Consider the following 19,753-nt stretch of genomic DNA (forward strand, 5'->3'; position numbering starts at 1 on the left):
ATCACCGGTTGCATCCCGGTGGTCGGCGCTCTTTTTGGCAGAAGGTGGCGGTGCCGCAATCGGGACCGGGCGACGGCGTTAACGGAGGGTTAATCGGCCGCCGCCTCCTCGCCGTGCGGCAGGCGGACGGCGAGGAGGATCGCCAGCGCCGCCGGCAGCGCGAGCAGGCCGTAGAGCCAGTACGCCGCCGTCAGCGCGCCCGCGACGCCGCCCGGATCGACCAGGCCGGTGGAATTGACGATGATGCCGGCGAGCGCCGCGCCGAAGGCCGCGCCCAGCGCCTGCATGGTGGTGATCGCCGCCGAGGCCTTGTCCGTCTCGCCGGAGGGCGCGAGATGCAGCACATGGGTGACGAGATGCGCCCAGCCCATGCCGATGCCGAAGCCCATGAGGAAGATGAAGACGGTGGCGGTCGCCAGCAGCAGGATGCCGCTTTCGGGATTGTGCCGGGCGAGAGTGAAGACGAGCAGCGCCGTCGCCAGCGCCTCGATGGCCGCGCCCGCCACGATCGCCCGGTTGGCGCGGCGGCCCTTGAGACCGGCGGTGGCGAAGGCCGCCGTCGTCCAGCCGAGCGCCAGCAGCGCCACCAGATAGCCGGAGACGAGCGGCGTCACGCCATGCAGCACCTGCAGGAAATAGGGGATGTAGACATCCGAGCAGACCGTCACCAGCAGCATCAGCATGATGAGGTAGACACGGGCGAGCGGGGAGGCGGGGCGGATCGTGCCGGCCGGCAGCAGCCGCGCCCCGGCCTTCCGCTCTATGGCGATGGCGGCGACGACGCCGGCGACCGCCGCGCCGGCCAGCGCGGCCCGCAGCGCGGGCGCTTCCACCGAGCTTGCGAAGGAGAGCATGATCACGGCGGCGACCAGCAGCAGGATCTGCAGGAAGGGCGTGCCCGTCGTCACCCGCTCGCCCTTGCCCGAGGGCAGCAGCTTCGGGGCGCAGAAGGCCATGAGTGCGGAAAGGGGGATGAGCAGCGCGAAGGCCTCGCGCCAGGCGCTGCCAGCGGCGAAGACGCCGCCGATGGTGGGGCCGAGGAAGGTGGCGATGCCCCAGGCGGCGGCATAGAGCGTGGAGGCCGTGCTCCACAGCGCCTCGGGATAGACGAATCGGATGAAGGCATAGCCGAGCGCCGCGAGCACGCCCGCGCCGAGGCCCTGCACCGCCCGGCCGAGAAGCACCGTCTCCATGGTCGGCGCGATGGCGCAGACGAGGCTGCCGACACCGAACAGCACCGCCCCGAGCACATAGCAGCGGTTCAGCGTCACGCTTTCCGGCCTGACGGCGACGAAGGTCGAGCCAAGCACGGAGGCCGCGACATAGATCGTCGTCGCCCAGGCGAAGAGCGGAAGGCCGCCGATATCGCGCACGATGGAGGGCATCAGCGTGGCGGTGATATAGGTCTCCACCGCATGCAGCATGATGCCGCCGCCGAGCATCAGCGTGCCGAACAGGTAGGCGCGCGAGAACAGGCTGGAAAGCCGCGGCGCGGCGTCCTTCGGGGTTGCGACGTTCTCGGACATGGATGGCCTTGCTATGCGAAAAGACGTTGGGGCAGAGGTCGCACGGCCCAAACCGCAGTTCAAGCCGTGACTTCTCGCCGGAATGGCGCGGCGAAGGGAGGGGCTTACGGATTCCACTCGCCCGCGATCTGCCGCGTCGCCACGTTGAAGCGGTTCCACACATTGATCGCGGCGATCTCCACGACGAGGGCGGCGAGGGCCGTTTCGTCATAGTGGCGGGCGGCCTCGTTCCAGATCGCGTCGGGAACCGGCTCCTCGCGGTCGGCGATGCGCGTCAGCGCCTCGGTCAGCGCCAGCGCCGCGCGCTCGGCATCCGTATAGAACGGCGCTTCGCGCCAGGCGGCGACGGAGAGGATGCGCCGATCCGTCTCGCCGGCCTTCTTCATCATGCGCGGGTGCAGGTCGACGCAGAAGCCGCAACCGTTGATCTGGCTGGCGCGCAGATGCACGAGATGGGCGGTCTTTTCCGGCAGGCCGGATGTCTGGGCCGCGCCCTGCAGCGCCTGCATGGCGGTCATGACATGGGGAAGAACGGTGACGATGTTGTTCATACGGGATTGCATTTTGTTGCTCCTTGCAATGATTTTCGCGTCGACGGCTGCGAACCCTGTCACGCTGGTGCGGCTTCGTTCGTCATGGCCATGACGCCACTGGACGAAGGAGTGTGACCGATGAGCGAGAAAAATTTCTGGGCCGAGCGTTTCGAAGCCGAACGGGGGCGTCTTGGCGCCGTCGCCTACCGCATGCTGGGCTCGCGCGCGGAGGCCGAGGATGCCGTGCAGGAGGCCTGGCTGCGCCTGCAGCGCGCGGGCGAGGGCATTGACAATCCCGCCGGCTGGCTGACCACCGTCGTCGGCCGCATCTGCCTCGACATGTTGCGCGCTCGCGGCAGGCGCCGCGAGGATCCGATCGACGGCGGCGAGGGGGAGATGCAGCATGCCGATCCGGCTGTGCGCGCCGACGAACAGGCCGCCCTTGCCGATAGCGTCGGCCTTGCCCTTCTCGTCGTGCTGGAGCGCCTTGCGCCCGCCGAGCGGCTTGCCTTCGTGCTGCACGACATGTTCGACGTGCCCTTCGAGGAGATCGGCCGCATCGTGGATCGCTCGCCCGTTGCCGCCCGGCAGCTCGCCAGCCGCGCCCGCCGCCGCGTGCAGGGCCTGCCGGAAACGCCGTCGGCCGACTACGAGCGCCGCAAGGGCGTAGTCGCCGCCTTCCTCGCCGCCTCGCGCGACGGCGATTTCTCAGGCCTGCTCGCCGTGCTCGATCCCGAGGTCGTCTTCCATGCGGATGCCGATGCGGTGCGGCTCGGTTCGCTGGCCGAGATCAGCGGCGCCGAGGCTGTCGCCACCAGCTTCAAGGGCAAGGCGACCGCCGCGAAGCTCGCACTCATCGACGGCACTCCCGGCCTTGCCGTCATTCTCGGCGGCCAGCTCAGAGTGGTGGTGCTCATGGAGGTGGAGGGCGAGCGGATCGTCACCATCGATTCCATCGCCGATCCGGCCCTGATCGCCGCCATGGAGGTGACCTATCTCTGAGGGGGGGGCTTAGATCCCGACCCGCCCGATCGCCGGAATCTTGATCGCCGGCCGCGCGAAATCCACGCCGGCGACCAGCCCCATGACGTGCAGCTCCAGCCCCGAGCGAACGCCCGCCGAGATGCCGAGGAGGCCGTAGAGCGTCGCATGCATGTCCCGGCCGTCGGCGTCGATGGCGAAGAGCCGGCCGTCCGGCAGGTAGTCACGCCCCACCGCATCCGGCGGCAGGACGACGCCGAGTTCCGGCACGGAGCGCAGCACATGGGCGACGAAGGTGTTGGAGTTCGGCCCCGGCCAGATGCGGTAGGCGCCGGGCTTCGAATAGGGATAGGCGGCGATCGCCGTCTCGATCTTCGGGATCAGCCGGGCCGCCTCGTCGCCGCTGAGGCTCGCCACCAGGCGCGGCGTGTTGGAGTACCAGTAGGCGTCCGGCAGATAGGCGTTCCGGCGCACCGGCTTTCCCCAGCCTACCTTGTCGTAGCGGTTATAGGCCATGGCGTTCGCTTCCTTGGTGACGATCCAGGCGTGGCTTGCCACCGCCCCCTTCATGCCGCCCGTCGCGGCGGAGAAGATGTGGATCGTCGCTTCGGGGGCGTCCTTCGGCTTCGGCAGGATGCCGGCGGAGGACCAGTCCGCCTCCCGCCAGTTGGCCGGCCGGTCCTTGATGTACCAGTAGCCCGCCGAGGCGAGCGCCGGCATGAGGTAGATCGCGAGAAAGAGGACGAGGACGTTCCTCAGCAATTTCATGGAGTGCTCCGAAACCGAGTGGGCAGCGACGTGGATTTCGGATAATACCGCAGCGGAAATCGGATATTTGAGGGCATGATCATGGCAAACCCGGTCCTTGTCGAAGTCACGCGCGGCAATCTCGTCGAAAGCCGCCATCGCGGCATGGTCGTCGTCGTGGATGGCGACGGCAAGGTGGTGTTCTCGCAGGGCGATATCGATGCGGGCGTCTTCCCCCGTTCGGCCTGCAAGGCCATGCAGGCTTTGCCGCTCATCGAAAGCGGGGCGGCTGACGCCCATCTCTTCGGCAACCGCGAGCTGGCGCTCGCCTGTTCCTCCCATAGCGGCGAGCCGGCCCATGCGCGCCTCGCCGGCACCATGCTCGCCGCCGCCGGTGTCGATGAAAGCGTGCTGGAATGCGGCGCCCACTGGTCCTTCGAGCAGCCCGTGCTGATCAACCAGGCTCGCGTCCTCGAGCGCCCGACCGCGCTTCACAACAATTGCTCGGGCAAGCACGCCGGCTTCGTCTGCGCCGCCTGCCATACCGGCAAGGATCTCGAAGGCTATGTGCGCTACGAGCATCCGGTGCAGGCCGAAATCCGCGGCATCATGGAAAGCCTGACGGGCGCGGCGCTCGCCGTCGACAATTGCGGCACCGACGGCTGCTCGATCCCGACCTATGCCGTGCCGCTGAAGAGCCTCGCCCACGGTTTCGCGAAGATGGCGACCGGCGTTGGCCTCGCCCCCGTGCGCGCCGAAGCCTCGCGCCGCCTGATCGACGCCTGCATGGCCGAGCCCTTCTTCGTCGCCGGCACCAACCGTGCCTGCACGCGCCTCATGGAAGCGGCCCCCGGCCGCATCTTCGCCAAGACCGGCGCGGAGGGCGTCTTCTGCGCGGCGATCCCCGAACAGGGCATCGCCATCGCGCTGAAATGCGAGGACGGCACCACCCGAGCCGCCGAAAGCATGGTCGCCGCCACGCTCGCCCGCTTCTTCACGCAGGAGCCGGCCGTCCACGCCGCCCTGATGGCCATGGCCAACCGCTCCATGTCCAACTGGAACGGCATCCATGTCGGCGATATCCGCGTGACGGATGCCTTTGCCGCCTGATCAGGCCTCAGCGATCTCCATGCCCAGTTCCCGATAGGGCGCCAGCGCCTCCGGCTCCATGCCGCCCGGCACGATGAGGCCGGCGGCGGCGGCAAGCGGCATGATCTTCCATGGGGAGGCGCTGCCGATCTTTTCGCGGGTCAGCAGCACATGGGTCGCGGCCGCGTTTTCCGCGATGGTGCGCTTGGTGGCGGCTTCCTCCATGTCGCCGGTGGTGAGGCCATGCGTCGGGTGGGCGGCGGTGACACCCATGAAGTAGATATCGGCCCTCATGCCGCGGATGGCGTCCAGCGCCGCCGCTCCCGTTGTCACCATGGAATGCTTGAAGAGCCGGCCGCCGATCAGCACGACCTCGGCGGTCGGGTGGCGTTCCAGCTCGCAGGCGGTCGTCGGACTGTGCGTGACCACGGTGAAGGCGAAGTCGCGGGGCAGCGCCCGGGCGAGGGCCGCCGTCGTCGTGCCGCCGTCGAGGAAGATCACCTGTCCCGGCTTCACCATTGCCGCCGCCCGCATGCCGAGCGCCGCCTTCTCGTCCGTTGCGACCGACCGGCGTGCGGCGAAATCCGGCAGCGACGGAGAAAGCGGCAGCGCGCCGCCATGCACCCGCTTCAGGAGGCCCTCGGCCGCCATTTCCCGCAGGTCCCGCCGGATCGTGTCTTCCGAAAGCTCCAGCTCCGCCGCCAGCGCCTTTGCGACGATCTCGCCGTCCCGCGTGAGGCGCAGGGCGATCAGGGCCTTTCTCTGGCTTGTCAGCATGATGCGTGCTCCACCTTGACTCTGCACGAAATTACACGAATTATCGTGAGATATCCAGAATATTCCGGATATTTCATGCATCCACTGTAAGGAGTTGAACGATGCTGATCCTGATTGCCGGTCCCTATCGCTCGGGCACCGGGGATGATCCCCGGAAAATGGCGGAGAACCTGAAGCGGCTGGAAGCGCCATCCCATGCGCTGTTCAAGGCCGGCCACGTGCCGATGATCGGCGAATGGGTGGCGCTGCCTGTCTGGAACGCCGCCGGCGGCAAGGCCGTGGGCGATGCGCTCTACGAGGAGATCTTCCATCCCGTCGCCCATCGCCTGCTGGCGCTCTGCGAGGGCGTGCTGCGCCTGCCGGGCGAATCGAAGGGTGCGGACAACGACGTGCGCATCGCCCGTGAACGGGGCATTCCGGTCTGGTATCGATTGGAAGATGTGCCGGGCTGCGCGGCGGCCGCATAATTTTTCGCTGCCCCTTGTCGGCATGGGGTGGCCCGTTACGTCCTTGTGGCATGACGGGCCGATCCGCCGCCGGCGGAGCCCGCATCCAACCGAACCCGGAGGACGCTCATGCGCATGATTTTCGTCAACCTGCCCGTCAAGGACCTGCCGGCCACCCGCCGCTTTTTCGGCGCGCTCGGCTTTTCCTTCAACGAGGACTACAGCGACGACACCGCCGCCTGCATGGTGGTGGAGAAGAACATCTTCGTCATGCATCTGACGGAGGCGAAGTTCGCGCAATTCGTCAACGGCGCGGTCGGCGACCCGGAGCGGCAGACCCAGGCGCTGACCTGCTTTTCCGCCGCCAGCCGCCAGGAGGTCGACGATATCAAGGCCAGGGCGCTCGCCGCCGGCGGGCGCGAGTGGAAGCCGAATATCGAATTCGGCCCCATGTACGGCTGCTCCTTCCAGGATATCAACGGCAATGTCTGGGAATTCATGCACATGGGCCAGTCGGGCGGCTGAATGCAGCCGATGCGTTGACGATTGCCCCTCATCCGCCTGCCGGCACCTTCTCCCCGCAAGCGGGGAGAAGGAAGATGTGGCGAGCTTTCATTCCAATAAACACCGCTTCGATGCGGCGGAAAACGGGGCGTCACCCTCCTTCTCCCCGCTTGCGGGGAGAAGGTCGCGGCAGCGGGGTGAGGGGCGGTCGGTTGCCTCGTTGTCCATCACATAAAGCCCTCCCCGGCGATCCTTCACCGGGGAGGGCGGGCCGTCGCGGGAGGATCAGGCCGGATGGCTGCAGATGCGCCGGCCGGCGTCGGCGGTGCGGAAGAGGCCGAAGGGCAGGTCGCCCAGGGCGCGGGAATCCATCGCCTCGATCTCGGGATGGGACAGCGGGTCACGGACCCATATGGCCATTTCGGCGGCATTGGCCTCGGTCGTCAGGGCATGGGCAAGTTTGGAGAAAATCTTGAACATTGCCTTCTCCTCTCGTTTCTTTATTGTTGTCGATGCCTGATAATCGCGCCGTATGCGCCGCATGGCAATCGAGTAGTTCGAGACGGAGATATAGAAAATCTATATGAAGAACCTCAACCGCGTGCATCTCAACGGACTCCGTGCGCTGGAGGCGGTGGGGCGGCTCGGCTCGTTGCAGGCGGCGGCGGAGGAGCTGGGTGTCACGGTCGGTGCGGTCAGCCAGCAGGTGATCAAGGCGGAGGAGCAGCTTGGCCGGGCGATCTTCGAGCGCACCGCGCGGGGCCTGCGCGAGACGGCCTTCGGCGGCCCGTTCCTCACGCGGCTTTCCGTCGCCTTCCGCCAGCTTTCCGAGGCGGTCGCCACCACCCGCCGCCGCGACGATGCGATCCTGACGATCTCCGTCGCGCCGATCTTCGCCTCGCGCTGGCTGATCCACCGTATCGACCGTTTTACCGCCGCCCATCCGGATATCGGCCTGCGCATCGAGGCGACGACGACGCTGGTCGATCTTGCGCGCTCGGACGTGGACCTCGCCATCCGCGTCGGCCCCGGCGGCTGGCCGGATGTGGTGACGGAATTCCTGATCCCGCAGGTCGTCTTCCCCGTCTGCGCGCCGTCGCTTGCCGAGAAGATCCGCACGCCGGCAGACCTTGCCGCGCAGCCGGCGGTGGTCGACGGCAACGACGTCTATACATGGGAGCGCTGGCTGAAGGCGGCGGGCCTCGACGTCGCCCCGCCGAGGGCGCGCCATGTCTTTTCCGATGCCTCGCTGTGCCTCGATGCGGCGCTGGCGGGGCAGGGGGTTCTGCTGGCCTATCCGGTACTCGCCTCCTGGGCGCTGAAGGAAGGCCGGCTCGTCGCCCCGCTGCCCATCCATGTGGAGACGGGCATGGGCTATTATTTCGTCACGGCCCCGGGCGTGCCGGAGCCGCGCAAGGTCGCGCTGTTCAAGCAATGGCTGCGGGCCGCGGTCGCCGAGGATGTCGACCGCGTCACCGGCGCGGTCATTCCGGCTCGTGCTGCCGCTTCTCCATCATCGCCTTGAAGGCCGGGCGCGACTGGCAGCGCTCCAGCCATGCCTTCACATTCGGCGCTGCGTCGAAAAGCTCCGTCTGGCTCATCGCGTAGCGGAAGATCTCCGCGAGGTTGAGGTCGGCGACGGTAAAGCGTTTGCCGACGACCCAGCCGGTGGCCGCAAGCTGGGCGTCGAGCCGCGCGAAGCCCCGCTTCAGCGCCTTGTTGGCGGCGCGGATGGTGAGGCGGCCCTGCTCGCTTTCGATATCCTTCTTGTCGCGCAGCATGATGATCTTGACGGCGTGCGGCTCCACCTCCGTCGCCGCCCACATCGTCCACTGCATCATCTCGGCGTCCTCGGCGATGGTCTGGCCGGCCAGCGCCCCGCCGCGCTTGCGGGCGAGGTAGAGATTGATCGCCAGCGATTCGGTCATCACGAAGCCGCTGTCGTCGATGCAGGGGATGAGGCCGGTCGGGTTGATGGAGAGAAATTCCGGCGACTGCGTGTTGAGGGGCGCGTCCGGCGCGGCGGGATCGTCCAGCCGGTAGGCCTGGATGACCGGCACGGAGACGTAGGGCAGGCCGAGTTCGTCGGCGAGCCAGTAGTTGCGCGAGGCGCGGGAGCGGTAGACGCCGTAGATGGTGAGCATGGATCCTCCTGCCGGTTCGACCCGGCTTGATTCAGAACAAACAGTCGCGCCCCTTTTGCCGCTATGAAGGACCAGGGAGGCAGTTCGCGGCACCATAGGCGGCGTTCCGCCCCGGTGGTAGAGTGCACGCCTGATCTGTCCATGAATTGTGGTGATGGTCGGCCACCATGCCGCATTGACCTGAAGCCGGCCTCGCCCTAATGGGCGATATGTCCGCATGCGCGGATGGGGACGAACGATGATACGACGCATGACACGCTGGGCCGTCTGCCTGCGCATTCTCTGCGCGGTCGCCCTGCTGTCCGTCGGTTTCGCCCATCGACCGGCCATGGCCGCCAATGTGCCGAGCGCCGTCGAACTCGCCCAATATGTCCTGCCGGACGGCACCATGCCGGACCTCTGCCTCGACGGCATGGTCGATGGCAAGGAAAAGCATGCCGCGCCGCTCAAATGCGAGGCGTGCCGCATCGCCGGCAGCCTCCTGATGCCGTCGCCGGCCGATCTTGCCGGCGTCCCGCTCGCCTTCCGCTCGGCCTCGCCCCTTCCGCGCGCCGAAGAGGCGCTGCCGTCCCGGCGGGAGCGCCCCGGCGCGCCGCCCCGCGCGCCACCCGTCCTGTCCGCCTGATCTTTCGCCCGCATGCCGTTTTGACGGCGTGCGCCTGGAATTCAGCCTGACAGGACTTTCGCATGTCCGTGATATCCGACGCGCCGGCCGTTGCCGCCGCTCCACCCTCCGCATTCGCGCAGCGCCTCTACCGCGCCATCTGGCGCTGGCACTTCTTCGCCGGCCTGCTCGCCGTGCCCTTCATGATCAGCCTCGCCATCACCGGCGGGCTCTACCTCTTCAACGACGAGATCGACGCCAGCCTCTTCCGCTACCGCAACTATGTCGCGGTCGGCGGCACGGAACTCGCCCCCTCCGCCATCGCGGAGAAGGCCGTGGCGGCGGTGCCCGGCTCGGCGCTTTCCTCCTACCGCACGCCCGCCGGCCCGGACCGGTCCGCGCGGGTCACGGTCTCGACCGGGGCCGGCAACGTGCTCGTCTTCGTCGATCCCCATGACGGCGCCGTGCTCGACACGGTCGCGGCGAAGGAGGAGTTCAACCAGGTCGTCGAGGACCTGCACAGCCTCGATTATTTCGGCGCCTCCTGGGAGCGCATCATCGAGGTCGTCGCGGGCTTCGCCATCGTGCTCGTGCTCACCGGCATCTACCTGTGGTGGCCGCGCAGCCAGACCGGCGGTGTCCTCACCGTGCGCGGCACGCCGGCAAGGCGCGTCTTCTGGCGGGACCTGCATGCCGTGACCGGCATCTTCGCCAGCGTCGTCATCCTGTTCCTCGCCTTCAGCGGCCTTTTGTGGAGCGGCTTCTGGGGCGCGAAGTTCAATGCGACGCTGACGGCGAACGGCATGGGCTATCCGGTCCAGCTCTGGGACAGCGTCCCGCATTCGATGCTGATCACCACGGACGTCGTCTCGAAGCCCTCCTGGCTCATGGAGAACGCCCCGGTGCCGCAGTCCGCGCTTCCCGCGGACGGTCAGGCGGCCCTGCCGCCGATCGGCCTCGACAATGCGGTCATGATTGCCGCCGCGGCCGGCATGCTGCCGGGCTATGAGGTGTCGCCGCCATCGGGCGAGACCGGCGTCTACACCGCGTCGATCTTTCCGGCCGATCTCGAATACGAGCGCACCATCCATATCGACCAGTATTCCGGCGAGCGCCTGGTCGATATTGCCTATGGCGACTATCCGGTGACCGGCAAGGCCATCGAATGGAGCATCAATCTGCACAAGGGACAGCAATGGGGCCTGTTCAACCAGCTCCTGATGCTTTCGACCTGCCTCGTGGTCATCGCCATGAGCGTGTCGGGCGTCGTCATGTGGTGGAAGCGCCGCCCCGACGGGCGCATCGGCGTGCCGCCGGCCCCGCGCGAAACGCGCCTCTATCTCGGTCTCTGGGGCATCGCCGCCGTCTTCGGCGTGCTCTTCCCGCTGACGGGCATCACCATCCTCGCCATGATCGTCCTCGATCAATGCGTCATCCGCACCGTGCCGCCGCTGCGGCGCTTCTTCTCCTGATCCAAACACCAGAAAGGATATTTTCCATGAAACGCATCCTCGCAACCCTCGCCGTCCTCGCGCTCTCGGCCTCCGCCGTCCTCGCCCACGATTTCACGCTCGGCGACCTGAAGATCCATCACCCGGCCTCCAAGGCCACGCTGCCCGGCCAGCCGGTCGCCGGCGGCTTCATGACCATCACCAACACCGCCGCCGTCGCCGACCGCCTCGTCTCCATCGCCGCGCCGGATGTCTCCGACGACGTGCAGATCCATGAAATGGCCATGGAGAACGATGTGATGAAGATGCGCCAGCTTGCCGACGGCGTGGAACTGCCGGCCGGCGCCAAGGTCGAGCTGAAGCCCGGCGGCCTGCACGTCATGTTCATGAAGATCAAGCACCCGCTCAAGGAGGGCGACAAGTTCAAGGCGACGCTGAACTTCGAGAAGGCCGGCAAGATCGATGTGGACTTCAAGGTCGAAGCCGCCAAGCCCGCCGCCAAGGAAGGCGAAGCCGCCAGCGGCGATCATTCGGCCCACGGCGGCTGATAAGAGCGGATGAGGGGGCTGCGGAAAATGCCCCCTCATTCACCATGACGCCTCCCCGTTCGGGCAGGCGGGGAGGCGGGGCCGGGCGAGGTCAGCCCGTCCGGTTCCGTTCGATCGTCAGATGCGCATGGTCGCCAGCCTCCCTGGTGAGGTCGCCGGTCGCGCGCTCGTTCCAGCGGTAGCCGGCGATGGCCGCTTCCGGCGTGTCCTCGAAGATATTGCCGGAAATGAGGGCCGAGCCGGCGTCCTCAACCACGCTCACCGCGCAGCCGACCGGGCTTGACCGCACCAGGTTGCCGCTGACGACGAGACCGCGCATATAGGGTCCCCAGCCGAGGACCAGCCCCCATTTCGGGGCATTCTCCACCGTGTTGCCGGAAACGACCGCGTCGGCCTCCACCGCGATGCCGAAGCCGAAGCCTGCGCCCTCGTGGACATAGGGGCCTTCGAGACTGAGGTTGCGCACGATATTGCCGGTGACGCTGGCCAGCCGGCCACCCTCGTTGAAGTTGACGATCAGGATACCGTTGGCCGCGCCGTCGATCAGGTTGCCGTTGACGATGGCGCCCGTGAAGCCGAATTCGGAGTAGATGGCCGTCTCGCCGCTGTCGAGGCAGGTATTGCCCGCGATCTGCACGTTCGAGCCGGCATTGGCGCGAATGGCGGAGAAGGCGCAGCCGGAGATATGGTTGCCCGATATCATCACGTCGTCGGCGCGGAAGATGTTGATGCCGTTGCCGTATTGCCCGGTGCCGCCATGCGCGGCGTTGATGCGGGCGATGCGGTTGCCGGAAACGATCGTGCCGTCGCGGCCCTTCTGCCAGCGATGGATGAGGATGCCGCCGTTGCCGCAGTCGAAGACATGGTTGCCGGTGACGGCGAGGTCGCGGCTCTCGACGGCATAGAGCGCATGCTCGCCGGCCCCCGAAAGCCGGTTGCGCTCGATGCGTCCGCCGCAGCGCTCCAGGCTCACGGCGGATTTCGAAGCCCCGTGGATCTCGCAGTTCTCGATGGTGACATGCGCGACGTCGCGCAAGTGCACGAGGCCCCGCACGCTGTCGTCCAGCCAGCGGTTCGCCCCGTCGATGACGAGATTGGCAAGCTCGATCCGCCCCGCGCCCTCGGCGGCGAAGAGATGGCCGCCGCCGCCATAGACAATGCGCGTCGCGCCCGGAACGCCGGTCAGCCGTGTGTTGTCGGGCAGGGTGATGTTGGAGATGTCGTAGTCGCCGGGTGGAAGGAAGACCGGCGTGTTCTTCGCCGCCGCGTCCTTCAGCAGCTTCGCGAACGCCCTGCTCTTGCGGTCGTCCGCGCCGGGGCGCACGCCATGGGCCGCCGCGTCGATGCTGCCGCGCAGGTCGACGTCGACGACGGGTAGCCGCTGCGTCCGCGCTGCCGCCGCACCGGCCATGCCTGCTGTTCCGAGACCTGAGAGAAATAACCGTCTGCTAACCATGGAAGCTCCTTGCATGCGGCATAGCAGGAAGCGTGCCAGACGGTTCTGTACCGGAACGGCACAGTGCCGAGCCGCCCGTCAGGGTTGCGTTATTTTGCGCGCGAGGACCCGGATTGTCGGCATTTCGCCGGTTTCCTTTAGGTTTGGATAACGACTCAGGGTGTAGCTTCGGCCGTTCCGGAAAGAGGAGGCGGCCGGCGATGTCCTTCCTTGCATGGGGAATTGCTGGGTTCGATGTCCATGAAACTGTCCCGCCTTGGCAATGACGATGCCGATCAGACGGCGCGCCTGATGTCGGCCAGCCGCCGCCTCATCGACGAGGCGGCGCGGCTCTTTCCGCTTGCGGCGGCGCAGAACGACCGCACGATCTGGCTGGAGGCCATGATCGACGAGGTGCCGGACTACCTCTATTTCAAGGACAGGAACGGCCGCTTCGTCGTCGCCAACCGCGCCATCGTCAACGACAACCGGCGCGAGGGGCTGGACAGCCTCGAGGGCCTTACCGATTTCGACATTCATCCCGAGCATGTCGCGCGCGGTTTCTTCAACGTCGAGCAGGAGATCATCCGCACCGGCAGGGCCGCGCTCGACATGGAGGAGCTGATCCGCGATTCCCGCGGCAATCTCAAATGGCTGCTTACCTCCAAGCTGCCGGTGCGCGATGCGGCCGGCGTGGTGATCGGCCTTGTCGGCGTCGCCCGCGACATCACCGAGCGCAAGCGCTCCGAGAGCCTGCATCTCGGCCAGGCGCATCTTCTCAAGATGATCGCGCTCGGCGCGCCTCTGACGGAGATCTTCTCCTCCCTCATCCTGCTGATCGAGGCCCATGTGCCCGATGTCGCCGGCTCGATCCTGCTGCTCGCGCCCGATGGGCGGCACATCCTCAACGGCGCGGCGCCGAACCTCGATCCGGCCTTCTGCAAGCTGATCGAGGGGGCGGAGATCGGCCCTGCCGTCGGCTCCTGCGGCACGGCCATGTGGCGCGGCGAACCGGTCGTCGTCTGCGATATCGAGACCGATCCGCTCTGGACCGACTACAAGGCGCTCGTCACGCCCTACGGCTTCCGTGCCTGCTGGTCCTCGCCGATCCGCTCCTATCAGGGCAGGGTGCTCGGCACGTTCGCGCTCTATTCGCGCCTTGCCGGCGAGCCTTCCGCCGAATGCATGAAGCTCGTCGGCATGGCGACCCATATCGCCGGCATCGCCATCGAGCGAAAGCAGGCGGAGGACAGCATCCAGTTCATGGCCCATCACGATGCGCTGACGGGCCTGCCGAACCGCAGCATGCTGGACGAGCGCGTCGCCTCGGCCATCGAGGCGGCGGACGACAGCGGCGGAACCGTGACGCTCGCCTTCATCGACCTCGACAATTTCAAGCTGGTCAACGACAGCCTCGGGCACCATGCCGGCGACGAACTGCTGAAGATCGTCTCGGCCCGCATGCTGGGCTGCGTGCGCGCCGGCGACAGCATCGTCCGGCTCGGCGGCGACGAGTTCGTGGTTCTGATCGACGGTGCGCTGCCGGAAGGCGAGACGGTGGAGGCGAGGCTGCAGGCCGTGCGTGATGCCGTCGCCTCGCCGGTGGAGATCGAGGGGCGCTCCTTCCAGGTGACCTGCAGCATGGGCGTCGCCTCCTATCCCGCGCACGGCCGCAACGCGACGGAACTGCTCGCCCGGGCGGACGCCGCCATGTACCGCGCCAAGGAGGTCGGCCGCGACGCCATGGAGGTCTTCACCGCCGAGCTTGCCAACCGCGCCCATGAAAAGCTGGAACGACAGGAGGAGCTGCGCCGCGCGCTGGCGCAGGGCGAGCTTTTCCTGCAGTACCAGCCGCAGATGGACCTTACGACCGGCCGCATCTTCGCCGTCGAGGCGCTGATCCGCTGGCGCCACCCCGAGCGCGGGCTCGTGCCGCCCGGTGATTTCATTCCGCTTGCCGAGGAGACGGGCCTGATCGTGCCCATCGGCGACTGGACGTTGCGCGCCGCCTGCCGGCAGAACAAGGCCTGGCAGCTTTCCGGCCTGCCGCCCATCGTCGTTTCCGTCAATGTCTCGGCGCGCCAGTTCCAGGCGAAGGACTGGGTGGAGCGCGTCGCGACGGCGCTCGAGGAAAGCGGGCTGGAGGCGCGCTATCTGGAGCTGGAGCTGACCGAGAGCCTGATCATGCAGGACGTGCAGCAGGCCGTGGAGACCATGCACCGGTTGGAACAGCTCGGCGTGCATCTCGCCATCGACGATTTCGGCACGGGCTATTCCAGCCTTGCCTCCCTGAAACGCTTTCCCGTCGGCCGCCTCAAGATCGACCGGTCCTTCGTACAGGATCTGCCGGCCGACAACGACGATGCCGCCATCGCCCATGCCGTCATCTCGCTCGCCCATTCGCTTCAGCTTCGCGTCATCGCCGAAGGGGTGGAGACGCGCGAGCAGGTCGATTTCCTGCGCGCGGCGGGCTGCGATGAGATCCAGGGCTTCTATCTCTCCCGCCCCATCGACGCGCGCGCCCTTCAGGCGATCCTCTGTATTCCCAATCTCTGATATTCCTTGCGCACCGGACGCTTCCGCTCTTGACTTTGTTATGTTGATATCAACAGTAAGAGGCATGTCCGATGACACTCCGATTCCCTACGAGACGACGCTGTTCGTGCGCGACCATTGCCTGTGCCTGCAGGCGCAGCGCGCGGCGCGGGCGCTGGCCCGCCGCTTCGACGATGCGCTGCGCCCGGTCGGCCTCACCAACGGCCAGTTCTCGCTGCTGATGGCGCTGAACCGGCCCGAACCGCCGCCGATGGGACCCGTCGCAAGCCTGCTCGCCATGGACCGCACGACGCTGACCGCCGCCCTCAAGCCCCTGGAGCGGCGCGGCCTCGTCACCGTGGAGCCGGATCCGCGCGACCGCCGCGGCCGCTTGCTGCGCCTGACGCCGGACGGGCGCCGCCTGCTGTCGCAAGCCTTTCCCATCTGGAAGGAGACGCATGCGAAGGTCGATGCCCAGCTTTCCGCCGTGGATATGGGCGTGCTGCGTGCCGGCATGTTGGCGCTTGCATAGGGCAGGCGGCCTTCGCCCCACTGGCAGATCGCGCGAAAACGCCTATCTTTCCCGCCATGAAGCCTGACCAGCTCCTCCATCCGGCGCCCGCCGGCCTCTATTGTCCTGCCGGCGATTTCTACATCGATCCCGTCCGCCCGGTGGCGCGGGCGCTGATCACCCATGGCCATGCCGACCATGCCCGCGCCGGCCACGGCGCGGTGCTGGCGACGCGGGAAACGCTGGATATCATGGAGATCCGCTACGGCGCGGATTTCTGCGGTTCCCGGCAGGTCGCCGCCTATGGCGAGCGCATCGATCTCGGCGGCGTTGCCGTCTCCTTCCATCCGGCGGGCCATGTGCTCGGTTCCGCCCAGATCGCCGTCGAGAAGGACGGCCTGCGCATCGTCGCCTCCGGCGACTACAAGCGCGGCGCCGACCCGACCTGCGCGCCCTGGGAGCCGGTGCCCTGCGATGTCTTCATCACCGAGGCGACCTTCGGCCTGCCGGTCTTCCACCATCCCGCGCCGAAGGCCGAGATGGGCAAGCTCCTGACCTCGCTGCGGCAGTTTCCCGAGCGCAGCCATCTTGTCGGGGCCTATTCGCTCGGCAAGGCGCAGCGCGTCATCCGCCTCCTGCGCGATTGCGGCCACGATGCGCCGGTCTATATCCACGGCGCGCTCGCCACGCTCTGCGACTACTACGCCAGCCGCGGCATCGACCTCGGCGACCTGCGGCCGGCGACGGCCGAGGGGAGCAGCCCCGCCGATTTTCGGGGCGCGGTCGTCGTCGGCCCGCCCTCGGCCTTTGCCGATCGCTGGGCGCGGCGCTTCAACGAGCCGCTCGTCGCCTTCGCCTCCGGCTGGATGATGGTGCGCCAGCGCGCGAAACAGGGCGGTGTCGAGCTGCCGCTCGTCATCTCCGATCATTGCGACTGGCCGGAACTGACCGGGACGATCCGCGAGCTTGCGCCGGGTGAAGTCTGGGTGACGCATGGCCGCGAGGAGGCGCTGGTGCGCTGGTGCGAACTGGCCGGCATCCCGGCGCGCCCGCTGCATCTGGTAGGCTATGAGGATGAGGGGGATTGAATGGTGCAGATCGTTTGCCCCTCATCCGCCCTGCCGGGCACCGTCTCCCCGCAGGCGGGAAGACGGAGGCATGCCGCATCGCTTTCCGTAATCTCTACGTTCGCATGTGGCGCGTCCCCTTTCCCCGCTTGCGGGGAGAGGGCCAGGGTGAGGGGCAAGGCCGCGAAAGGTTTCCGCCCATGAAAGCCTTCGCGACCCTCCTCGACCGCCTCGTCCTCACCCCGTCGCGTAACGGCAAGCTGAAGCTGCTCGCCGACTATTTCCGCGACACGCCCGATCCCGACCGGGGCTACGGCCTTGCCGCCATCGCCGGCACGCTGGACCTGAAGAGCGTGAAGCCGGCGCTCCTGCGCGAGCTGGTGCTGGAGCGCATGGATGAGGTGCTGTTCCGCTATTCCTACGACTATGTCGGCGACCTTGCCGAGACCATCGCGCTCGTCTGGGACCAGGAGCGCAAGGAGCGGGCGGACGACGACGCCCAGCCCCGGCTCGGTGCGGTCGTCGCCCGCATGAACGCGCTCGGCCGCACGGAGGCGCGCGGCGCGGTGCGCGACCTTCTCGACCGGCTCGATCCCTCCGCCCGCTTCGCCTTCATCAAGCTGGCGACCGGGGGCTTGCGCATCGGTGTCTCCGCCCGGCTCGCCAAGCAGGCGTTGGCCGATTTCTCCGGCAGGGACGTCGCCGAGATCGAAACCCTCTGGCACGGTCTCCAGCCGCCCTATGAAGCGCTCTTCGCCTGGCTGGAGGGCAGGGCCGAGCGGCCCGTTCCGGTAACGCCCGCCATCTTCCATTCCGTCATGCTCGCAAATCCGGTGGGCGAGGGCGACCTCGACAATCTCGACCCCGCCGATTTCGCCGCCGAATGGAAATGGGACGGCATCCGCGTGCAATTGTCTTCGTCGGGCTCGACGCGCCGCCTCTATTCCCGCTCCGGCGACGACATCTCCGCCGCCTTCCCGGACGTGCTGGACGCCATCGACTTCGAGGGCGTCGTGGACGGCGAGCTGCTCGTCGGCGGCACCGCGCGCACCAACAGCCCGACGCGCACCTTCTCCGACCTCCAGCAGCGCCTCAACCGCAAGACGGTCAACGCGCGCATGCTGGAGGACTATCCGGCCTTCGTGCGCGCCTATGATGTGCTCTTCGATGGAGAGGAGGACGTGCGGCCGGAGAATTTCTCCACTCGCCGCGCCCGGCTCGCCGACCTCATCGCCGGCACGCCGCCGGGCCGCTTCGACCTTTCGCCGCTCGTGCCCTTCGCCTCCTGGGAGGAACTGGAGAAAATCCGCCGCGAGCCGCCCGATCCCGTCATCGAGGGCGTGATGATCAAGCGGCTCGACAGCGCCTACCAGGCCGGCCGCATGAAGGGGCCGTGGTTCAAGTGGAAGCGCGATCCGTACAATATCGACGCCGTGATGATGTATGCCCAGCGCGGCCACGGCAAACGCTCGAGCTACTATTCCGACTTCACCTTCGGTGTCTGGACCGCGGGGCCCGAGGGCGACATGCTGGTGCCGGTCGGCAAGGCCTATTTCGGCTTCACCGACGCGGAGCTGGACGTGCTCGACCGCTACGTGCGCAACAACACGACCGACCGCTTCGGTCCGGTGCGCGCGGTGCGGGCCGAGCCGGGCCACGGCTTCGTGCTGGAGGTCGCTTTCGAGGGCATCAACCGCTCCACCCGCCACAAATCCGGCGTCGCCATGCGCTTTCCCCGCATCGCGCGGCTGCGCCAGGACAAGCTGCCGGCCGAGGCCGACCGGCTGGAGACGCTGATGGCGATGGTGGAGGCGAAGGAGAGCTAAAGCCCCAGCGCTGAAAGATCAGGCCCGAGTGGCACGATACGGTTCGGGTTGAGCGACTTGATCGAATAATAGCCCTGCTTGATGTGGTCGATATTGACCGTCTCGCGCACGCCAGGAAGATCGAGTACGCGCTTGGTATAGGCGGAAAGCGCCGCATGATCCGCAAGGCGCCGGCGGTTGCATTTGAACAGACCGAAATAGGCCGCGTCGAAGCGGATGAGCGTAACGAAGAGGCGGATGTCCGCCTCGGAGAAAGTGTCGCCCGTCAGGAAGGGGCGGCCGTCGGCAAGACGCGCCTCCAGCTCGTCCAGCATGGCGAAGACACCCTGGTAGGCTTCCTCGTAGGCAGCCTGCGTGGTGGCGAAGCCGGCGCGGTAGACGCCATTGTTGAGCGCGGGATAGATGCGCTCGTTGAGCGCGTCGATCTCGGAGCGGAGGGCCTGCGGGTAGAGGTCGACGCTCTCGTCCGCCAGCGCGCCGAAGCCGCTGTTCAGCATGCGCACGATATCGGCCGATTCGTTGTTGACGATGGTCCCGCGCGCCTTGTCCCACAGGACGGGCACGGTCGCGCGGCCGGTGAAGGTCGGCTCGGCGCGGGAATAGAGTTCGTGCAGGTAGGTCGCGCCATTGAGGTCGTCGCGGTTCGAGCCCGGATAGTCGCCGAAGCGCCAGCCTTGATCGGACAGCGCCGGCTCGACGACGGAAAGGGAGATCGCGCCGTCGAGCTTCTTCAGCTTGCGGGCGATCAGCGTGCGCGAAGCCCACGGGCAGATGAGCGCGACATAGAGGTGGTAGCGGCCGCTTTCGGCGGCAAAGCCGCCTTCGCCCGTCGGGCCGGCACCGCCGTCCGGTGTTACCCAGTTGCGGAAGCTGGAGACCTGCCGCACGAAGCCGCCCTTGGCGTCGGTCGCCTGAACCGGCTGCCAGTCTTCCGTCCACTTGCCATTGACGAGCATCGCGCCACCCCGCTTCCGTTGATGGAACTGGCGTACCCCCTGCGCGCGCGGACGGCAATTCCCGCGCGGATTG

General features: G+C 67.4%; 20 protein-coding genes. 12 read left to right on the top strand and 8 right to left on the bottom strand.

The window, feature by feature from the left end; genetic code table 11:
* Positions 1-89 precede the first annotated feature (89 nt).
* Both MOE34_RS04060 and MOE34_RS04065 read right to left on the bottom strand, forming a co-directional pair.
* Entirely contained in the window at positions 90-1,526 is a 1,437-nt protein-coding gene (locus MOE34_RS04060) for an MFS transporter (protein WP_242221257.1), read from the bottom strand.
* Between the two features lie 104 nt (positions 1,527-1,630).
* Positions 1,631-2,089, bottom strand: a complete 459-nt coding sequence (locus MOE34_RS04065; protein ID WP_242221258.1) for a carboxymuconolactone decarboxylase family protein — start codon at positions 2,087-2,089, stop codon at positions 1,631-1,633.
* Between the two features lie 108 nt (positions 2,090-2,197).
* On the opposite strand from MOE34_RS04065, the gene MOE34_RS04070 reads away from it, so the two are divergent.
* A complete protein-coding gene (locus tag MOE34_RS04070) occupies positions 2,198-3,061 on the top strand; it encodes a sigma-70 family RNA polymerase sigma factor (RefSeq protein WP_242221260.1) in 864 nt (287 codons plus the stop codon).
* 9 nt (positions 3,062-3,070) lie between these two features.
* Here MOE34_RS04070 and MOE34_RS04075 read toward each other — a convergent pair whose 3' ends face one another.
* Complete coding sequence (locus MOE34_RS04075; RefSeq protein ID WP_242221262.1) at positions 3,071-3,808, bottom strand: DUF3750 domain-containing protein; 738 nt, start codon at positions 3,806-3,808, stop codon at positions 3,071-3,073.
* 81 nt (positions 3,809-3,889) lie between these two features.
* Here MOE34_RS04075 and MOE34_RS04080 point away from each other — a divergent pair, with 81 nt between their 5' ends.
* The gene (locus tag MOE34_RS04080; RefSeq protein WP_242221263.1) at positions 3,890-4,897 is read left to right on the top strand and encodes an asparaginase; all 1,008 of its coding nucleotides are present in this window, start codon (positions 3,890-3,892) and stop codon (positions 4,895-4,897) included.
* Here the strand turns inward: MOE34_RS04080 and MOE34_RS04085 are convergent, their stop codons facing one another.
* Complete coding sequence (locus tag MOE34_RS04085) at positions 4,898-5,653, bottom strand: DeoR/GlpR family DNA-binding transcription regulator (protein WP_242221265.1); 756 nt, start codon at positions 5,651-5,653, stop codon at positions 4,898-4,900. It abuts the gene before it with no gap.
* Between the two features lie 101 nt (positions 5,654-5,754).
* On the opposite strand from MOE34_RS04085, the gene MOE34_RS04090 reads away from it, so the two are divergent.
* Both MOE34_RS04090 and MOE34_RS04095 read left to right on the top strand, forming a co-directional pair.
* Complete coding sequence (locus tag MOE34_RS04090) at positions 5,755-6,120, top strand: DUF4406 domain-containing protein (RefSeq protein ID WP_242221267.1); 366 nt, start codon at positions 5,755-5,757, stop codon at positions 6,118-6,120.
* Between the two features lie 108 nt (positions 6,121-6,228).
* Positions 6,229-6,624: a VOC family protein gene (locus tag MOE34_RS04095; RefSeq protein WP_242221269.1), complete on the top strand. Its 396-nt coding sequence runs from the start codon at positions 6,229-6,231 to the stop codon at positions 6,622-6,624.
* 264 nt (positions 6,625-6,888) lie between these two features.
* Here MOE34_RS04095 and MOE34_RS04100 read toward each other — a convergent pair whose 3' ends face one another.
* Positions 6,889-7,083, bottom strand: coding sequence for a hypothetical protein (locus tag MOE34_RS04100; RefSeq protein ID WP_242221271.1), 195 nt, complete (start codon positions 7,081-7,083; stop codon positions 6,889-6,891).
* A gap of 103 nt (positions 7,084-7,186) precedes the next feature.
* Between MOE34_RS04100 and MOE34_RS04105 the strand changes: the two genes are divergently transcribed.
* Positions 7,187-8,128: a LysR substrate-binding domain-containing protein gene (locus MOE34_RS04105; RefSeq protein ID WP_242221273.1), complete on the top strand. Its 942-nt coding sequence runs from the start codon at positions 7,187-7,189 to the stop codon at positions 8,126-8,128.
* Here the strand turns inward: MOE34_RS04105 and MOE34_RS04110 are convergent.
* Entirely contained in the window at positions 8,088-8,747 is a 660-nt protein-coding gene (locus MOE34_RS04110) for a glutathione S-transferase family protein (RefSeq protein WP_242221275.1), read from the bottom strand. The two genes, MOE34_RS04105 and MOE34_RS04110, sit on opposite strands and share 41 nt — an antisense overlap.
* Before the next feature lie 250 nt (positions 8,748-8,997).
* Between MOE34_RS04110 and MOE34_RS04115 the strand changes: the two genes are divergently transcribed.
* The 3 genes from MOE34_RS04115 (at position 8,998) to MOE34_RS04125 (ending at position 11,350) form a co-directional block, all read left to right on the top strand.
* Positions 8,998-9,372 carry a hypothetical protein gene (locus MOE34_RS04115; protein ID WP_242221278.1) on the top strand — a complete coding sequence of 125 codons (375 nt, stop codon included), beginning with the start codon at positions 8,998-9,000 and terminating at the stop codon, positions 9,370-9,372.
* 71 nt (positions 9,373-9,443) lie between these two features.
* On the top strand, positions 9,444-10,823 hold the full coding sequence (locus tag MOE34_RS04120; protein ID WP_431522429.1) for a PepSY-associated TM helix domain-containing protein: 1,380 nt from the start codon (positions 9,444-9,446) through the stop codon (positions 10,821-10,823).
* A 26-nt stretch (positions 10,824-10,849) separates the two neighbouring features.
* Positions 10,850-11,350 (top strand): copper chaperone PCu(A)C, encoded by a 501-nt coding sequence (locus MOE34_RS04125; RefSeq protein ID WP_242221282.1) that lies wholly within the window; start codon positions 10,850-10,852, stop codon positions 11,348-11,350.
* 91 nt (positions 11,351-11,441) lie between these two features.
* On the opposite strand, the gene MOE34_RS04130 is transcribed toward MOE34_RS04125, so the two are convergent.
* Positions 11,442-12,806 (bottom strand): TIGR03808 family TAT-translocated repetitive protein, encoded by a 1,365-nt coding sequence (locus tag MOE34_RS04130; RefSeq protein WP_242221284.1) that lies wholly within the window; start codon positions 12,804-12,806, stop codon positions 11,442-11,444.
* A 240-nt stretch (positions 12,807-13,046) separates the two neighbouring features.
* Between MOE34_RS04130 and MOE34_RS04135 the strand changes: the two genes are divergently transcribed.
* The 4 genes from MOE34_RS04135 (at position 13,047) to MOE34_RS04150 (ending at position 18,724) form a co-directional block, all read left to right on the top strand.
* On the top strand, positions 13,047-15,341 hold the full coding sequence (locus MOE34_RS04135; protein ID WP_242221286.1) for a putative bifunctional diguanylate cyclase/phosphodiesterase: 2,295 nt from the start codon (positions 13,047-13,049) through the stop codon (positions 15,339-15,341).
* Between the two features lie 64 nt (positions 15,342-15,405).
* Positions 15,406-15,852, top strand: a complete 447-nt coding sequence (locus MOE34_RS04140) for a MarR family winged helix-turn-helix transcriptional regulator (RefSeq protein ID WP_242221288.1) — start codon at positions 15,406-15,408, stop codon at positions 15,850-15,852.
* A gap of 56 nt (positions 15,853-15,908) precedes the next feature.
* Complete coding sequence (locus MOE34_RS04145) at positions 15,909-16,919, top strand: ligase-associated DNA damage response exonuclease (protein ID WP_242221290.1); 1,011 nt, start codon at positions 15,909-15,911, stop codon at positions 16,917-16,919.
* A 179-nt stretch (positions 16,920-17,098) separates the two neighbouring features.
* On the top strand, positions 17,099-18,724 hold the full coding sequence (locus MOE34_RS04150) for a cisplatin damage response ATP-dependent DNA ligase (RefSeq protein ID WP_242221292.1): 1,626 nt from the start codon (positions 17,099-17,101) through the stop codon (positions 18,722-18,724).
* Here MOE34_RS04150 and MOE34_RS04155 read toward each other — a convergent pair.
* A complete protein-coding gene (locus tag MOE34_RS04155) occupies positions 18,721-19,680 on the bottom strand; it encodes a glutathione S-transferase family protein (protein WP_242221293.1) in 960 nt (319 codons plus the stop codon). The two genes, MOE34_RS04150 and MOE34_RS04155, sit on opposite strands and share 4 nt — an antisense overlap.
* Positions 19,681-19,753 lie beyond the last annotated feature (73 nt).

This window comes from Shinella zoogloeoides (assembly GCF_022682305.1).
Lineage (GTDB): Bacteria > Pseudomonadota > Alphaproteobacteria > Rhizobiales > Rhizobiaceae > Shinella > Shinella zoogloeoides_B.

What these genes read in the sequence shown, in the direction of transcription:
- MOE34_RS04080 (WP_242221263.1), top strand. Translation starts at nt 3,890, where the DNA reads ATGGCAAACCCGGTCCTTGTCGAAGTCACGCGCGGCAATCTCGTCGAA.
- MOE34_RS04130 (WP_242221284.1), bottom strand. Translation starts at nt 12,806, where the DNA reads ATGGTTAGCAGACGGTTATTTCTCTCAGGTCTCGGAACAGCAGGCATG.
- MOE34_RS04105 (WP_242221273.1), top strand. Translation starts at nt 7,187, where the DNA reads ATGAAGAACCTCAACCGCGTGCATCTCAACGGACTCCGTGCGCTGGAG.
- MOE34_RS04100 (WP_242221271.1), bottom strand. Translation starts at nt 7,083, where the DNA reads ATGTTCAAGATTTTCTCCAAACTTGCCCATGCCCTGACGACCGAGGCC.
- MOE34_RS04085 (WP_242221265.1), bottom strand. Translation starts at nt 5,653, where the DNA reads ATGCTGACAAGCCAGAGAAAGGCCCTGATCGCCCTGCGCCTCACGCGG.
- MOE34_RS04135 (WP_242221286.1), top strand. Translation starts at nt 13,047, where the DNA reads ATGAAACTGTCCCGCCTTGGCAATGACGATGCCGATCAGACGGCGCGC.
- MOE34_RS04115 (WP_242221278.1), top strand. Translation starts at nt 8,998, where the DNA reads ATGACACGCTGGGCCGTCTGCCTGCGCATTCTCTGCGCGGTCGCCCTG.
- MOE34_RS04075 (WP_242221262.1), bottom strand. Translation starts at nt 3,808, where the DNA reads ATGAAATTGCTGAGGAACGTCCTCGTCCTCTTTCTCGCGATCTACCTC.
- MOE34_RS04095 (WP_242221269.1), top strand. Translation starts at nt 6,229, where the DNA reads ATGCGCATGATTTTCGTCAACCTGCCCGTCAAGGACCTGCCGGCCACC.
- MOE34_RS04140 (WP_242221288.1), top strand. Translation starts at nt 15,406, where the DNA reads ATGTCCGATGACACTCCGATTCCCTACGAGACGACGCTGTTCGTGCGC.
- MOE34_RS04060 (WP_242221257.1), bottom strand. Translation starts at nt 1,526, where the DNA reads ATGTCCGAGAACGTCGCAACCCCGAAGGACGCCGCGCCGCGGCTTTCC.
- MOE34_RS04155 (WP_242221293.1), bottom strand. Translation starts at nt 19,680, where the DNA reads ATGCTCGTCAATGGCAAGTGGACGGAAGACTGGCAGCCGGTTCAGGCG.
- MOE34_RS04070 (WP_242221260.1), top strand. Translation starts at nt 2,198, where the DNA reads ATGAGCGAGAAAAATTTCTGGGCCGAGCGTTTCGAAGCCGAACGGGGG.
- MOE34_RS04125 (WP_242221282.1), top strand. Translation starts at nt 10,850, where the DNA reads ATGAAACGCATCCTCGCAACCCTCGCCGTCCTCGCGCTCTCGGCCTCC.
- MOE34_RS04110 (WP_242221275.1), bottom strand. Translation starts at nt 8,747, where the DNA reads ATGCTCACCATCTACGGCGTCTACCGCTCCCGCGCCTCGCGCAACTAC.
- MOE34_RS04150 (WP_242221292.1), top strand. Translation starts at nt 17,099, where the DNA reads ATGAAAGCCTTCGCGACCCTCCTCGACCGCCTCGTCCTCACCCCGTCG.
- MOE34_RS04065 (WP_242221258.1), bottom strand. Translation starts at nt 2,089, where the DNA reads ATGCAATCCCGTATGAACAACATCGTCACCGTTCTTCCCCATGTCATG.
- MOE34_RS04090 (WP_242221267.1), top strand. Translation starts at nt 5,755, where the DNA reads ATGCTGATCCTGATTGCCGGTCCCTATCGCTCGGGCACCGGGGATGAT.
- MOE34_RS04145 (WP_242221290.1), top strand. Translation starts at nt 15,909, where the DNA reads ATGAAGCCTGACCAGCTCCTCCATCCGGCGCCCGCCGGCCTCTATTGT.